Origin of the sequence: Streptomyces sp. I05A-00742 (assembly GCF_013055795.1) — a bacterium.
Taxonomy (GTDB): domain Bacteria; phylum Actinomycetota; class Actinomycetes; order Streptomycetales; family Streptomycetaceae; genus Streptomyces.
This window is the reverse complement of record NZ_JABETO010000024.1, coordinates 45644-59659: the sequence shown is the minus strand read 5'-3', so window position 1 is coordinate 59659 and position 14016 is coordinate 45644. Positions and strand designations below refer to the sequence as shown.

The 14016-nt window shown below is 71.5% G+C and carries 13 protein-coding genes and 1 tRNA gene; 3 read left to right on the top strand and 11 right to left on the bottom strand.

All coding sequences use genetic code 11. The annotated features are described in order from the left end of the window. Nucleotides 1-128: 128 nt before the first annotated feature. Nucleotides 129-1289 (top strand): ferritin-like domain-containing protein, encoded by a 1161-nt coding sequence (locus HN013_RS21730; RefSeq protein ID WP_171168735.1) that lies wholly within the window; start codon nucleotides 129-131, stop codon nucleotides 1287-1289. 148 nt (nucleotides 1290-1437) lie between these two features. Continuing rightward, nucleotides 1438-2253 carry a polysaccharide deacetylase family protein gene (locus tag HN013_RS21725; RefSeq protein WP_171168734.1) on the top strand — a complete coding sequence of 272 codons (816 nt, stop codon included), beginning with the start codon at nucleotides 1438-1440 and terminating at the stop codon, nucleotides 2251-2253. Nucleotides 2254-2358: 105 nt separating this feature from the next. On the opposite strand, the gene HN013_RS21720 is transcribed toward HN013_RS21725, so the two are convergent. After that, nucleotides 2359-2431, bottom strand: a tRNA-Arg gene (locus HN013_RS21720). Between the two features lie 254 nt (nucleotides 2432-2685). Here HN013_RS21720 and HN013_RS21715 point away from each other — a divergent pair. Continuing rightward, a complete protein-coding gene (locus tag HN013_RS21715) occupies nucleotides 2686-4152 on the top strand; it encodes a DHA2 family efflux MFS transporter permease subunit (RefSeq protein WP_171168732.1) in 1467 nt (488 codons plus the stop codon). 188 nt (nucleotides 4153-4340) lie between these two features. Here the strand turns inward: HN013_RS21715 and HN013_RS21710 are convergent, their stop codons facing one another. The 10 genes from HN013_RS21710 to HN013_RS21665 all read right to left on the bottom strand — a co-directional run bounded on the left by HN013_RS21710 (nucleotide 4341) and on the right by HN013_RS21665 (nucleotide 13769). Continuing rightward, nucleotides 4341-5156: an AfsR/SARP family transcriptional regulator gene (locus tag HN013_RS21710; protein WP_171168730.1), complete on the bottom strand. Its 816-nt coding sequence runs from the start codon at nucleotides 5154-5156 to the stop codon at nucleotides 4341-4343. 415 nt (nucleotides 5157-5571) lie between these two features. Then, on the bottom strand, nucleotides 5572-5832 hold the full coding sequence (locus HN013_RS21705) for an acyl carrier protein (RefSeq protein WP_171168728.1): 261 nt from the start codon (nucleotides 5830-5832) through the stop codon (nucleotides 5572-5574). A gap of 84 nt (nucleotides 5833-5916) precedes the next feature. Further along, nucleotides 5917-7188 carry a ketosynthase chain-length factor gene (locus HN013_RS21700; RefSeq protein WP_171168726.1) on the bottom strand — a complete coding sequence of 424 codons (1272 nt, stop codon included), beginning with the start codon at nucleotides 7186-7188 and terminating at the stop codon, nucleotides 5917-5919. After that, a complete protein-coding gene (locus tag HN013_RS21695; RefSeq protein ID WP_171168724.1) occupies nucleotides 7185-8450 on the bottom strand; it encodes a beta-ketoacyl synthase in 1266 nt (421 codons plus the stop codon). Before HN013_RS21695 ends, HN013_RS21700 begins: the two co-directional genes overlap by 4 nt. A gap of 247 nt (nucleotides 8451-8697) precedes the next feature. Beyond that, a complete protein-coding gene (locus HN013_RS21690; protein ID WP_171168722.1) occupies nucleotides 8698-8997 on the bottom strand; it encodes an antibiotic biosynthesis monooxygenase in 300 nt (99 codons plus the stop codon). A 50-nt stretch (nucleotides 8998-9047) separates the two neighbouring features. Further along, entirely contained in the window at nucleotides 9048-9491 is a 444-nt protein-coding gene (locus HN013_RS21685) for a nuclear transport factor 2 family protein (protein WP_171168720.1), read from the bottom strand. Between the two features lie 102 nt (nucleotides 9492-9593). Beyond that, nucleotides 9594-10457 carry an NAD(P)H-binding protein gene (locus HN013_RS21680; RefSeq protein WP_171168718.1) on the bottom strand — a complete coding sequence of 288 codons (864 nt, stop codon included), beginning with the start codon at nucleotides 10455-10457 and terminating at the stop codon, nucleotides 9594-9596. Then, nucleotides 10454-12127: an FAD-dependent monooxygenase gene (locus HN013_RS21675; protein WP_171168717.1), complete on the bottom strand. Its 1674-nt coding sequence runs from the start codon at nucleotides 12125-12127 to the stop codon at nucleotides 10454-10456. Before HN013_RS21675 ends, HN013_RS21680 begins: the two co-directional genes overlap by 4 nt. A 17-nt stretch (nucleotides 12128-12144) precedes the next feature. After that, nucleotides 12145-13203, bottom strand: coding sequence for an LLM class flavin-dependent oxidoreductase (locus HN013_RS21670; protein ID WP_171168716.1), 1059 nt, complete (start codon nucleotides 13201-13203; stop codon nucleotides 12145-12147). 56 nt (nucleotides 13204-13259) lie between these two features. Beyond that, on the bottom strand, nucleotides 13260-13769 hold the full coding sequence (locus HN013_RS21665) for a flavin reductase family protein (RefSeq protein WP_171168715.1): 510 nt from the start codon (nucleotides 13767-13769) through the stop codon (nucleotides 13260-13262). Nucleotides 13770-14016 lie beyond the last annotated feature (247 nt).

The following is a 14016-nucleotide window of genomic DNA, read 5'->3' as shown; positions in this document are numbered from 1 at the left end:
CCTTGCGCCCCTGGGGAATCGGGCGACACGAGGAGGGCGTCGGCGTTGTTGACCGGAAGTCAAAGCGCGTGTGAGCCTGCCCACAGTGGCAGAGCCGCGGGGGACACCCGGAGTGAAGGAGGCGTCCGATGGCGACGCGACAGCTCTACGCGCACGAGCCCGGCGAGCCCCTGTGGGAGGTCCCCGCGGGCGGCGCGGCCCGGTTCGGCTGGGAGTACGAGGAGGGCCGGGAACGGCTGCTCGCGCTCTACCGCAAGGGCAAGGACAAGCAGTGGGACGCGGACAAGCGCATCGACTGGCACCTGGAGGTCGACCCGTACGACCCGCTCGGCGTCCCCGACGAGAACATGCTGATCCACGGCACCCCCTACTGGGACCGGATGAGCGAGCGGAACCGGCGCGATCTGCGACGGCACTTCGCCGCCTGGCAGTTCAGCCAGTTCCTCCACGGCGAGCAGGGCGCGCTGGTGTGCGCCAGCCGGATCACCGAGTCGGTGCCGGACCTGGACGCGAAGTTCTACTCCGCCACCCAGGCCATGGACGAGGCCCGGCACGTGGAGATCTACAGCCGCTTCCTGCACGAGAAGGTCGGGATGCTGTACCCGATCAACACGAGCCTCCAGTCGCTGCTCGACGACACCCTGCGCGACTCCCGCTGGGACATGCCGTACCTCGGGATGCAGGTCCTCATCGAGGGAGTGGCCCTCGCCGCCTTCGGCATGCTCCGCGACACGACCAAGAAGCCGCTGCCCCACCAGATCCTCACCTACGTCATGCAGGACGAGGCCCGGCACGTCGCCTTCGGCCGGCTCGCGCTGCGGGACTACTACCGGGAACTGACCGACGCCGAGCGGCGCGAGCGCGAGGAGTTCGTCATCGAGGGCTGCTACCTGCTGCGCGACCGGCTGCGCGGCGACGAGGTCCTGACGGACTTCGGGATCCCGGTCGCGGACGCGGCGGAGATGAGTGAGAAGTCGGAGTTCCTCCAGCTGTTCCGCAGACTGCTGTTCAGCCGGATCGTCCCCTGTGTCAAGGACATCGGGCTGTGGGGCGAGCGGCTGCAACGGGCCTACGTCGACATGGGCGTCTTCGACATGGGCGACGCCAGCCTCGACCTGTTGATGGCCCAGGACGAGGAGCTCGCCGAACAGCTCGACGCCCGGCGGTTCGCGGCGGAGGAGGAGGCCCGCACGGCGGAGGTGGCGCAGGCGATCCGTGAGGGCGGAGGGGGCGAAGTAACGGAAGAACAGATTCCGGGGGAAACTGAGGGACGAAAGCCGGAAGAGTGACTGCCGTACGGTGATTGAGGACTTCTCAGGCGCATCGTGCCTGCTTTGTCACCGTTTTGTGAGCGATACCGCATAACGGAACGGCATGCGGTACAAGCACGTCTTCGCGGGCAGGGAACAGACAGGCGTGCGAGGGAGTGGATCGTTCATGACGCAATCTACCGGGCGGAGGCGGCACATCGCGGTGGCGGCCGCGTCGGGCCTTGCACTCGTGGCGGTGATACTGGGATCGGTGGCGATGGCCAACCAGATGTCGGACGACGGCGGGCGCGAGACCGTCGCCGCCGACGGCAAGGGCCCGGCGGCGAAAGTTCCCCGGGAGCGGGGCAAGGCGGCCGAACCCGACGCGGGGGGACCGGTGTCGGAGGAAATCTCGCACGACAGCGAGAGCCCGGGCAAGGTCGTCAACATCACCATCGACGACGGCCCCGACCCCGTCTGGACCCCCAAGGTGCTGGACCTGCTGCGGCGGAACAACGTCAAGGCGACGTTCTGCATGATAGGTCCGCGCGCCAAGGAGTACCCGTCCCTCGTCAAGAAGGTCGTCGCCGAGGGGCACCGGCTCTGCGACCACTCCATGGACCACAACACGTCCATGGACAAACGCCCCGAGGCCTACCAGGCGAGCCAGATCCTCGACGCCCAGAAGCTGATAGAGGAGGCCGCCGGCGGCGGGGTGAAGGTGCAGTACTACCGCGCCCCCGGCGGGGCGTTCACCCCGTACAGCCGCAAGGTGGCCGCCGCCCACGGCATGCGCCCGCTCGGCTGGCAGGTCGACAGCCGCGACTGGCAGCGCCCGGGCACCGCCCGCATCGTGGCCAACGTCAAGCGGGAAGTCCCCAACGGCCCCACCATCCTCTTCCATGACGCCGGCGGCGACCGCAGCCAGACCATGGCCGCGATGGAAGAAACGCTTCCGTGGCTGAAGGCGCAGGGCTACGGATTCGGCTTCCCGAAGATCTGAGCCCGGGCGGCCGGGGCGGGAACAGCCGCCCCGGCCGCCCGGCGGGCGCGCGTGAACGGGAATGAGAAAGGCCCGCTCCGGTGAACCGGGGCGGGCCTTCCGTTGTGCACTCGGCAGGATTCGAACCTGCAACCTCTTGATCCGTAGTCAAGTGCTCTATCCGTTGAGCTACGAGTGCCGGACTTGCGGAATCCACTCTACACGCTTCGCTGACCTGCGATGACCGCCTCCCGGGCGGCAGTGGTCGGCGGCGGCATGACGCGCGTCACACGAGGGCCGCTCGTGCGCCGGTCCAGCATCCGGAAGGGGCACTTGACCTCAAGTGCGCTTCACATTCCATGATGGGCGCCTGATGATCACCACCCCTCTAGGAGGAGAGATGTTCGACGCTCGGTTAGCGGGCACGGACGGCGGCCGGGCGGTGAGCGTCCGGTGACCACCGACCTCACGCCGCGGAAGAAGACGTGGGCCCTCGGTCTGCTGGTCGCCGCGCAGTTCCTGATCGTGATCGACAGTGCGGTCGTCAATGTCGCGCTGCCGTCCATGGAGGAGGATCTCGACTTCTCCCCACATGGCCTGACCTGGGTGGTCAACGCCTACACCCTGACGCTCGGCGGCTTCCTGCTGCTGGGCGGCCGGCTTGCCGACCGGCTCGGGCGGCGGCGGATGTTCTGCCTGGGCCTCGGCCTGTTCACCCTCGCCTCGCTCTTCGGCGGCATGGCCCAGACCGACATCTGGCTGATCGCGACCCGGGCCGTGCAGGGCATCGGCGCCGCGATCGTCTCCCCGGCGGCGATGTCGCTGCTGGCGACCACCTTCCGGGAGGGCGCGGAGCGCAACCGCGCGTTCGCCATCTGGGGCGCCGCCAACGGAGCCGGAGGCGCCGCCGGTGTGCTGCTGGGCGGTGTGCTCACCGAGGGCCTGGGCTGGCGTTGGGTGCTCTTCATCAACGTCCCCATCGGCGTGGTGGCCGTCCTGATGGCCTTCTCCATGCTGATGGAGAGCAAGGAGGACCAGGCGCCCGGGTTCGACTTCTCCGGGGCCGTCGCCGTCACCGCCGGTCTGGCGCTGCTGGTGTACGGGCTCGTGGACGCGCAGAACGCGGGCTGGAGCTCCGGGCAGACGATCGGCTGCCTGGCCGGCGGTGTCCTGCTGCTGATCGTCTTTGTGGCGATCCAGGCCCGCACCCGGTCCCCGCTGATGCCGCTGACCATCTTCCGGCTGCGGACGCTGCGCGGGGCCAACGCGGTCGCGGTGCTGGCCAACATGGGTCTCCTGGCGATGTTCTTCTTCCTCGCCCTGTACCTTCAGCAGGTGCTGCACTACAGCGCGCTGGCGTCGGGTGTCGCCTACCTCCCGCTGACGGCCGGCATCCTCATCGCGGCGAACGTCGCCGGGCGGCTGACCACGAAGATCGGATTGAAGGCCACCCTGTCCACCGGCCTGATCGTGCTGGCCCTGGGCTTCCTGTGGTTCGCCCAGCTCCGGGGTGCGGGCGGCAGCTACGTCGGGGACGTCCTCGGCCCCTGCATCGTGTCCGGCGTGGGCTTCGGGCTGTCGGTGGTGCCGATCACCATCGCCGCCGTCTCCGGGACCCGTCCGGAGGAGGCGGGCCTAGCGTCCGGCCTGGTCAACACCGCCCAGCAGGTGGGCGGGGCGCTCGGCCTCGGCATCCTGGACGCCGTCGCCGTCGCCCGGACCAGCTCGGTGACCTCCGGCGGCGAACACCGCACCGAGGTGGCCCTGACCGAGGGCTACACGATGGGGTTCTACGTCAGCGTGGGCTTTGTGCTGCTGGCGCTGGTCGCCGCGCTCACCCTCATCGGCGGGCGGGAGCGGGACGAGGCGGAGTCCGTGGTCCAGGACGAGCCGGCCGGGGCGGCGTCACCTACGGCGTGACATGCCCATGAAGACCGCTGCCGGTCCCCGCCGCGTGGGGGCGGGGACCGGCAGCGGTGGCCCGTACGGGCCGGGGAAGGGTCCGGACCGCGGCCGCGACAACGCTGTCGCGCCGGGCCGGGTGAGGGGAAGAGGGTGTAGGGGAAGCGGGTGTGGGGAGGGCGGCGGCCGCGGTCCCCGGGGGAGCCTCAGAAGGTCTGGGAGGCGACGGGGATCCGGACCGAGGAGTCGAAGACGTCGCTGTCGGAGTGCAGCAGCGCCTGCTGGAGCCGGCGCAGCGGTGCCGCCGGTTCCATGCCCAGCTGCTCGACCAGGTTGCCCCGCAGCCGCTGGTAGACCTCCAGGGCCTGGCTGCGGCGGCCGGTCCGGTGCAGCACGACCATGAGCTGCTCGTGGAACTTCTCGTTGAGCGGGTGCTGGGACGCCAGCTCGGTGAGCTCGCCGGTGAGTTCGAAGTAGCGTTCCAGCTGGAGGTCGGCGGTGATGCGCTGTTCGAGGACGCTCAGCCGGGCCTCGTGCAGCCGGACCACCTTGCCCTGGAGGATCGGGCCGGCCATGACGTCCTCCAGCGCGCTGCCGCACCAGAGGTCCAGCGCGGTGCGGAGCCAGTGGCGGGCGGTGTGGGGATCGCCGGTCTTCAGCGCGTCGTATCCCATCCGCGCGAACCGGTCGAAGGCGTCGATGTCCCGGGAACCGCCGTCGAGGTTGAGCCGGTAGCCGCCGGTGCGGGTCTCCAGGACGTCCTTGGGGTCCACGGAGGTGCCGCAGCCCGCGCCGGCCCGGCGCAGCAGATTGCGCAGCTGCATGATGTAGGTCTGGAGGGTGGTCATGGCGCTCCGCGGCGGCGACTGCTCCCACAGCTCCTCGACCAGATCCTCCACCCGCACCATGCGGCCCGCGCCCAGCGCGAGTAACGCGAGGATTTTGCGTGGTTTTGCGGCGCTCGGCACCACCGACTGCCCGTGGACCCGTATCCGAAGCGGACCCAGAATGCCCACATCCATGATGAATTTCCCCCTTAACGCTGGAACGGTACCTCTCCGTGACGCGTGAGAAGTCGGCGTGGCGACGCAGCGGCGGCTCCGGACCGTCCGTCCGGTACGCCGATGCGGAAATAAACTTCGCACTTTTCCAATGCTCGCTACATCAAAGAATCAATCATTAATTCTGTCAATGTGACGGAGCCAACGTCGGGAACCGGCCACGCGGTACCCCGAGTCACGCCGGCAGTGCACTGTCAAGGCGCGCACGCCGAAATTCCGACGGCCCACGGGGGTCCGCCGGAATCAACGGGTGAAACGTAATAGGTGTGGCCTCCCTAGTAGGGGGTGCAAGAGGGGTGCAAGAGGGGTTGCGCAATCCTGACGCCGCCCTCCCGGCGGGCGCCCGAACGCCCGCCGGGGCAGGTGGCGCGGGGAATCAGACGGCCTGCCGGATGCTCGCGTTGACCAGGTCGAGGTATTTCCGGGGCGTATTCGCCTCGCCCACGGTCTCGTCGGCCAGTGTCACATTGTGCAGCCGCTCTATCTCGCCGGTCGCCTGGAGCAGGGCCAGCGAATCGTAGCCGAGGTCGCCGAAAGGGGTGTCCAGGACGTCGTCGCTCTCCAGGTCGACGGACTCGTCCTGGCCCGCGCACGAGCGCAGGATCTCGACCAGGTCCACCACGGTCAATTCCGACATGAATTACACCTTTCTCTCTCTTCGGTTTCCCGCCCGCGGAATCACGGAGGAACTGTGTGGAATGCGGGAGGGGGATGTGAACGGTCAGGCGGTGCCGCGCACGAGGAGCGCGGTGTTGAAACCCCCTCGCCCGCGGGCGAGGACGAGGGCGTGCCGCAGCGGGGCCCGCAGCGGCGCACCGGTCACCAGGGCGATGTGCCCACCCCACGCCGGGCGGGTCACATGGGCGGTGGGCGGCACCACGCCGTCCCGCAGGGCGAGCAGGGCGGTGGCGACGTCCAGTGCGGCACCGCCCGCGTTCAGCCGTCCGGTCAGCGTCTTGGGCGCCGTCACCGGCACCCCGCCGGGGCCGAAGACGGCCGCGAGGGCCTCGGCCTCGGCCCGGTCCGCCTCCGGGGTCCCGGCGGCGTCCGCGAAGACCACGTCGACGTCGGCCGGGGCCACCCCGGCGTCGACGAGGGCGAGTTCGACGGCCCGGCGCAGGCCGGGCGGTCGGCCGCTGCCCGGCCGCGGGTCGAACGTCGCTGCGTACCCGGCGATCTCGCCGTACACCCGCGCCCCGCGGGCCGCGGCCGCCCCGGCCTCCTCCAGGACGAGGACGGCGCCGCCCTCGCCCGGCACGAACCCGTTGGCGTCCTGGTCGAACGGCAGGTAGGCGCGGGCCGGATCGGTCCGGGTGCTGAGTCCGCCGCCGGCCAGCTGCGCGGTCCAGCCCCACGGGCACAGTGACCCGTCGACGGCGCCGGTGAGCAGCAGCCCGATGCCCTTGCGGAGCTGGCGGCGGGCCTGGGCGATGGCGTCCAGGCCGCCGGCCTGCTCGCTGACGAGGACGCCGCTGGGCCCGCGCATGCCGTGCCGGATGGAGAGCTGCCCGGTGTTGACCGCGTAGAACCAGGCGAACGACTGGTACGCGCTGACGTGCGAACCGCCCTTGCTCCACAGGGCCTGGAGCTCGCGCTGGCCGAACTCGAAGCCGCCGGCCGAGCTGGCCGTGACGACGCCGGCGCCGTACTCGTCCAGCTCCGCCGGGTCGACCCCGGCGTCCGCGAGCGCGGCCTCGCCGGCCGTCAGCGAGAGCCGGGTCACATGGTCCGTCTGCGGCAGCAGCCGGCTGGGGATGTGGTCCTCGGCGCGGTAGTCGGTGATCTCCCCGGCGAGGACCGACGGGTAGGGGGCCGGGTCGAAGCGGGTGATGCGCCGGATGCCGTTGCGCCCGGCCAGCACCGCCTCCCAGTACGCCTCCGCGGACAGGCCGTTGGGGGCCAGGACGCCCAGCCCCGTGACGACGGCCCGGCCGGTGGTCCGGCCGGCCGCCGCGGGGGCGGTGCGGTCGTCCGTGACGGTCGGTGTGCTCATGCGGCCCGCACCTCCGGGTTGGTGAGGACCATCGCGCTCTGGAAGCCGCCGAAGCCGCTGCCCACGCTCAGGACGGCGTCGAGCCGCCGCTCGCGGGCCTCCAGGGGCACGTAGTCCAGGTCGCACTCGGGGTCCGGCTCGTGCAGGTTGGCCGTGGGAGGCACCACCGAGTGCTCCATCGCCAGCGCGCACGCCGCGATCTCCAGCGAGCCGATGGCCCCGAGGGAATGACCGATCATGGACTTGATCGAGCTGACCGGTGTCCGGTAGGCGTGCTCGCCGAGGCTGCGCTTGAACGCCGCGGTCTCGTGCCGGTCGTTCTGCTTGGTCCCCGAGCCGTGGGCGTTGATGTAGTCGATACGGTCGCCGTCCAGCCGGGCCTCGTCCAGGGCCGCGCCGATGGCCGCCGCCATCTCCTTGCCGTCCGGCCGCAGCCCGGTCATGTGGTACGCGTTGCAGCGGGACGCGAAACCGGCGATCTCCGCGTACACATGGGCGCCGCGCCGCCGGGCGCTCTCCAGCTCCTCCAGGACGAACAGGGCGCACCCCTCGCCGAGCACGAACCCGTTGCGGGTCCGGTCGAAGGGGCGGGAGGCGTGCTCCGGGTCGTCGTTGCGCGGCGTGGTGGCCTTGATGGCGTCGAAGCAGGCCACGGTGATCGGGGAGATCGGGGCCTCCGTCGCCCCCGCGACCATGACGTCGGCCGAGCCCTCGCGGATGAGCTCCACCGCGTGCCCCACCGCGTCCAGCCCGGAGGTGCAGCCGGTGGAGACCAGGGCGGTCGGGCCCTCCGCGCCGGCCACCCAGGCGACCTCGGCCGCCATCGAGCTGGGCACGTAGTAGTCGTAGAGGTGCGGCACGGCGTAGCGGTGGTCCACCAGCCACTGCCGGCCGGTGTCGCTGACGACCGCGAACTCCTGGTCCAGGCTGGCGCTCGCGCCCACCGCGCTGCCGAGCGTGACGCCCACGCGGTGCGGGTCGGTCGCGGAGAGGTCCAGCCCGCTGTCGGCCAACGCCTCCCGGGCACCGACCACCGCGAACTGTGCGGCCCGGTCCAGCCGCCGCGCCTCCCGCAGGCTCAGGAGCGCCGACGCGTCGAAGTCGGCCTCCGCGGCGACGCGTGAGCGGAACGACGCGGCGTCGAAGAGGGAGATGGTCCGGGTGGCCGTGCGGCCGGACGAGATGAACTCCCAGAACTGTTTCCTGTCGACACCGCCCGGTGCCACCGTGCCGATTCCCGTGATGACGACGCGCCGTCGCATCACGCACCCCCTTCAGCAGAGAAGAACTGACGGACCGGACGCGGCCCGTTCGAATGATGCGGAGTGCTCACGCGGGACTTTCCCTTCTCGCCGGAAGCCTTCGACATCGAATATCGGCAGCACACCTCAAGTGCCGCTCGAACCCCGCCGGACATGGCGCCGCGGTACGTACTTCGGACGCCGCGGCGCCCAAAACGACGGCGGCGGCCGGAAGTCCGGCCGCCGCCCGGGGGATACCGGAGGGGTGTCAGACGCGCGCGGGCGCGCCGTGGTGCACCACTTCGGCGATGTGCGGATCGCCCTTGATGAGCGGCAGCACCTTGCTCACCCGGGCATGGAACTCGGGGTCCTTGAGCGCCGTGTCCAGCGCCTCCCGGTCCTCCCATTCCGCCACATTGAAATAGACCTCCGGGTGGTCGTCCGAGCGGAGGAACCGGAAACGGATGAGCCCGGGTCGGCTGAGCATGAATTCCGCCACCTCGGCGTAGGCGGCTTCCAGTTCCGCCGCGGAGCCGGTGAGCACGAGTTTGTTGATGAACACGACCATGCGCGTTTTCCTTTCGGGAGGTCGGGCGGGAGCGGCCGTCCGCCGTGCGGTCATTCCAGTTCGTCGGGGCGCACCAGCCGGCTGCGCACCAGCCAGCCGTCGCCGTCCCGCACCAGTACGTCGCTGAGCGTCGCGGTGGACTGGAGGGAGGGCGAGCCGCCGAACGGGGTGCGGAACACCACCGCGTAGCTCTCCACCCGCAGCGTGCCGTCGTCCTGGAGGTCGACGGCCGTCATGCCCACCCAGTGCCGGATGTGCGCGTCGCGCACCAGCTCGGCGTGGCGGACCCGGGCCTGGCGCACGGCCTCCGCGATCGCCGGGCGGCCGACGGCGGGCGCGGGGAAGGGGGTGGCGTCGAAGCTGCCGTCGACGGTGAACGTCGCCGCGAACAGCTCGGCCTCGCCCTCGTCGTGCCACCTCATCTGACGTGCGTAGAAGTGCTGGACGTCCGTGTACTCCAGGCCGACGGGCGGCGTCGAGGGGAAGGTCGTCACGTGCGGGTGCTCCTGTCGGACGGGATCGAGTGCGGTACGGCGGTACGGCGGTACGGCGGTACGGGGTTACGCCGGTACGGGGGACGGGCCGGGGGTGCCGGGTCAGCGGAACGCGTCGGCGTGCGCCCGCGCCCAGTCGCGGAACGAGCGCGCCGGGCGGCCCAGGAGGTCGGGAACGGTCGGCAGGACCAGGCCGCGGAAGGCGCCGTCCCCGGCGAGGGCCTGTTCGAGGGCGCCCAGGACGCCGTCGACGGTTTCCGGCGGCAGGTGCCGCAGCATCACCGCGCGCTGCTCGGCCACCGTGATCCGCTCGAAGCGCAGCGGTCGCCCCAGCACCTCGCCCAGCGTCGCGAGCTGGTCCGCCGGGGTCATCGGCTCGGGCCCGGTGAGCGGGTACACCCGGCCCTCGTGGCCGGTGCCGAGGAGCGCGGTGACGGCCACGGCGGCGATGTCCGCCGGATCCGTGGGCACTTGGAGCAGGTCGGGGGCCGGGCCGCGCGCCGTGCCCCCGGACTTCACCGACGCCGCCCAGGCCAGCGCGTTCGACATGAACTCGCCCGGCCGCAGGATCGTCCAGTCCAGCCCGGACGCCGTCAGGACGTCCTCCGCCTCGCGGTGCCAGCGGGCCAGCTCGTTGTCCTCACCCTCGTGGACGGCCTCCGCGACGCCCAGCGTGGAGAGCTGGACGACGTGCCGCACGCCGTGGGCGCGCGCCGCCTCCACCAAGTGGGCGTCGTAGACGGCCTTGTGGTGGCCCAGCGCCATCAGGAAGACCTTCTCGACCCCCTCCAGCGCGGGGCCCAGCGTCTCCGGCCGGGCCAGGTCGCCGGCCACCGCCTCGGCGCCCGCCGGCAGGGCGGCCCGGGCCGGATCGCGGGTCAGCGCCCGGGCCTTCACCCCGGCGTCCAGCAGCCCGGCGAGCACCCGGCTGCCGACGGTGCCGGTGGCACCGGTCACCAGAATCATGTCGTCCTCGCTTTCGCAGCAGGGATCAGGTCTTCGGCGACACGGACCGGATGCCCCTCGGCGGGCCGGTCGAGGACCGTCCGCAGCGCGCGCACCAGGTCGTCGGTGGTGCCCTCGGCCGGCGAGCGCCAGGCGACGAACCGGTCCGGGCGGACCAGCACCGCCCCGCCGGCCGTCACTCCGTACGCGGCGGCCCAGCGGCCGCCGGGGTCCTGGAGCTCCGCGCCGGGACCGCCGACGCGGTGGTACCGCAGGGGGACGCCGAGTTCGGCCGCGGCCTCGTCCGCCGCCTTCTCCCACGCCGTGCCCTCCGCGCCGGCCAGCAGGACGAACCCCCGGCCGAACAGGGAGATTGTCGACACCGGGCGGCCGTCCCTGACCAGTCCGACGTGCGGGGCCCGGGAGCCGGGACGGCCGGTGGGCGCGGCCGGATCCTCCAGCAGGGCGCCGTCGTCGCCTGGTTCGGGCACGACGGCGCCTTGGACGCAGCGGTACCCGAAGACCTGCACGACGGGGGCGATCGTGTCGACCGCCGTGCCGTCGTCGAGCTCCGGGGCCATGCGGAGGACGGTGTTGGCGAACTGCTGGTCCGCGATCATGTCGGCGACCGGCCGGCGCTCGGCGTCGTGGCTGTCCAGCAGCCCGGGACCGGCCTCGCCCCGGACCACCGCGGCCAGTTTCCAGGCGAGGTAGAAGCCGTCCATGACCGCCGTGTTGCCGCCGAGCCCGCCGGGGGCGGGGATCACCTTGGCCGCGTCGCCGACCAGGTGGGCCCGGCCGGACGAGAACCGGTCCGCCACGTTGAGCAGGATCGGCGTCTCGCCCTTCTCCGTGATCGTGAGCCGGAGTGCGGGGAGCCCGGTGCTGCGCCGGATCAGCTCGGTCAGTTCGGCGTCGGACAGCGTCGTGGCTCCGGTCGGCTCGGTCGTGAGCGGGCCGACCCAGCCGTAGAGCCCGGGGGTGTCCGTCGTGTAGAAGACCCCGTGGCCCTCGCCCAGCAGGTGGAACAGGGCGAACCGGTGCCCCTCGGCCACCCCCGGCAGCCCGCTCAGATGGGCGGACATGTCGGCGGTGAAGAACACCCGCAGGACGTGGCCCAGCGTCCCCCGGCCGTGGGTGCCGATGCCCAGCGCCTCCCGCACCGGGCTGCGCCAGCCGTCCGCCCCGACCAGGTGGCCGGCGCGCACCGTGCGCTCCCGCCCGGTGGTCAGCTCGCGGAGGACGGCCGTCACCCCGTCCTCGTCCTGGGTGAACGAGACGAGCTCGGTCGAGAACTCCAGCCGGGCACCGAGCTCCGCGGCCCGCTCGGCCAGGATCTCCTCGGTGCGCTCCTGGCTGGCCATCGCCCACTGCTCGGGGGAGACGTGGTCCATGGCCATCTCGCCCCGGGTCATGATCGATTGGAGGACGGGCCCGGCCAGCGACTCGGCGACGACCATGTAGAAGTCGCCGGTGCCGCCCGGGCTCGCGGCGGTGATCCGGTCGGCCACCCCCGCGACGCGCAGCGCCTCCATGGTGTGCGGGTACTGGCCGCGGGCCTTCAGCACCACGGAGGTGCCGGGATGCTTCTCGACCAGCAGCGGCCGGACGCCGTGCAGGCCGAGGAAGAGCGCCGTGGTGAGGCCGGACAGCCCACCGCCGGCGATGAGGACGGGAACGTGCTCCACCATCGTCGACCGGCCCCGGCTCAGAGGAACTTGGGCAGCACGCGCTGGGCGAGCAGCTCCATGGTGCGCACGGACTCCTCGACCGGCATGTTGCCGGTGGCGACCTGGAGGCTGACGGTGATGTCGTCCCCGTACCAGCCGCGGATCGCCTCCAGCTGGCCGGCGACGTGCTCCGGCGTGCCGATGAGCACCTTGTTCTCCGCCAGGTGCTCGTCGAAGTGGTCGCCCTTGGGCCGGCTGCCGAGCTTCTCGTAGCCCTCGTAGGCCGAGCTGCGGGTCGTGCTCCAGCCGGCCACCGCCCCGGCCAGCTTGGCACCGGCGTTCGCGGCGGCGGCCTTGCCCAGCCGGTACGCCTCGTCGGCGTCCTCGGCCAGGTAGCAGTTGTAGCTGAGGTGCACCTCCTGGGCGCCGGGGGTGTGGCCTGCGGCGGCGTAGGCGTCCCGGTAGAGGCCGAGCATGCCCTGCACCGACTCCACCGTGTTGATGGCGGGAACCATCATCAGGCCGAACCCGGCGGTACCGGCCGCCTCGCAGGACTTGGGGGTGCGCGCGGTCGCCACCAGGATGCGCGGGTAGGGCCGCTGGTAGGGGCGGGGCAGCATGGTCACCGGACCGAACTGGTGGAACGTACCGTTCCAGGTGACGTCCTCCTCGGCCCACAGCCGGCGGCACGCTTCCACGCCCTCGTCGAAGCGCTCCCGGCTCTCGTCCATCGAGATGCCGAACGCCTCGAACTCCGACGGCAGGAACGCCCGGCCGAAGCCCACGTCCAGCCGTCCCTTGGAGATGTTGTCGAGCATCGCGAGCTTCCCGGCGAGCTGCACCGGGTGGCTGAAGACCGGCAGGACCGCACCCGTCACCAGCCGGATCCGCTCGGTCCTGGAGGCCACCGCCGCCAGGAACGTCACCGGGTCGGGGCTGTAGCCGCCGTAGGTGGTGAAGTAGTGCTCCACGGTCTTGACGTGCGAGAACCCGAGCTCCTCGGCGAGGATGGCCAGCCGCAGCGACTCCTCGTAGTACTGACCGCCGGACTTCTCGTCCGGGGAGACGGTCGGGGCCAGGTTGATACCGAACTTCATGGGTGGATGCTCCCTGTGGAGAGGAGAGGGGAAGGTGTCGGGGGAACGGCCGGGGGTCAGTCGGCGGCGACCAGCTGCTGCGCGGGCGGCCAGGACGAGTAGCTCCGGCGGTGGTACATCAGGGGGGCGCGGTCGCGGGCCGCCCCGGCCCGGATCGCGCCGATGACGATCGAGTGGTCGCCGGCCGGGATCTCGGCGTGCACGGAGCACTCGGCGTGCGCGACGACGTCGGCGGTGAACACGGGGGCGCCGCCCGCCTGCCGGGCGGGCAGGTGGTCGAACCGCGCGAACTTGTCCGGCGCCTTTCCGGCGAACGTCTGCGAAATCCCGTCGCCCGAATCGGCGAGGAAATTCACCGCGAAGAAACCGGACTCCCGCACCGCGGGCAGCGTCTGCGAAGCCTCGTCCATGCACACCAGGAGGAGCGGGGGATTCCTGGAGAGCGCGGTCACCGTATTCGTGGTCATCCCCCGGGGAATCCCGTCCAGGCCGACCGCGGTGACCACGGCGACCGTCGTCGGCAGAGAAGCGAAGATCTCCCGGAATCCGTCGGCGTCGATAGGCATGCTGCGTCCTCGCCTTGCTCAATTGGCTGATGTGGGAGGGCCACTCCGCCCTTGGTGCAGCCCATGGCGACGGGAATAACCTGTCAGTGGTGCCTAGAAAGAGACTCGAACGGCGATACACCGCCGTTTTCCCCGGTTGCCTCCGAGGCCCATCCTGAATGTCGCGTACGGCATCGTCCGGCGGAACTTGAGCGGCTCTCCAGCGGACCGTCCCACAGTGGCCGGGCCGGCAACCGGGCCGGCCCGG

What these genes read in the sequence shown, in the direction of transcription:
- HN013_RS21730 (WP_171168735.1), top strand. Translation starts at nt 129, where the DNA reads ATGGCGACGCGACAGCTCTACGCGCACGAGCCCGGCGAGCCCCTGTGG.
- HN013_RS21725 (WP_171168734.1), top strand. Translation starts at nt 1,438, where the DNA reads ATGACGCAATCTACCGGGCGGAGGCGGCACATCGCGGTGGCGGCCGCG.
- HN013_RS21710 (WP_171168730.1), bottom strand. Translation starts at nt 5,156, where the DNA reads ATGGATGTGGGCATTCTGGGTCCGCTTCGGATACGGGTCCACGGGCAG.
- HN013_RS21705 (WP_171168728.1), bottom strand. Translation starts at nt 5,832, where the DNA reads ATGTCGGAATTGACCGTGGTGGACCTGGTCGAGATCCTGCGCTCGTGC.
- HN013_RS21700 (WP_171168726.1), bottom strand. Translation starts at nt 7,188, where the DNA reads ATGAGCACACCGACCGTCACGGACGACCGCACCGCCCCCGCGGCGGCC.
- HN013_RS21695 (WP_171168724.1), bottom strand. Translation starts at nt 8,450, where the DNA reads ATGCGACGGCGCGTCGTCATCACGGGAATCGGCACGGTGGCACCGGGC.
- HN013_RS21690 (WP_171168722.1), bottom strand. Translation starts at nt 8,997, where the DNA reads ATGGTCGTGTTCATCAACAAACTCGTGCTCACCGGCTCCGCGGCGGAA.
- HN013_RS21680 (WP_171168718.1), bottom strand. Translation starts at nt 10,457, where the DNA reads ATGATTCTGGTGACCGGTGCCACCGGCACCGTCGGCAGCCGGGTGCTC.
- HN013_RS21675 (WP_171168717.1), bottom strand. Translation starts at nt 12,127, where the DNA reads ATGGTGGAGCACGTTCCCGTCCTCATCGCCGGCGGTGGGCTGTCCGGC.
- HN013_RS21670 (WP_171168716.1), bottom strand. Translation starts at nt 13,203, where the DNA reads ATGAAGTTCGGTATCAACCTGGCCCCGACCGTCTCCCCGGACGAGAAG.
- HN013_RS21665 (WP_171168715.1), bottom strand. Translation starts at nt 13,769, where the DNA reads ATGCCTATCGACGCCGACGGATTCCGGGAGATCTTCGCTTCTCTGCCG.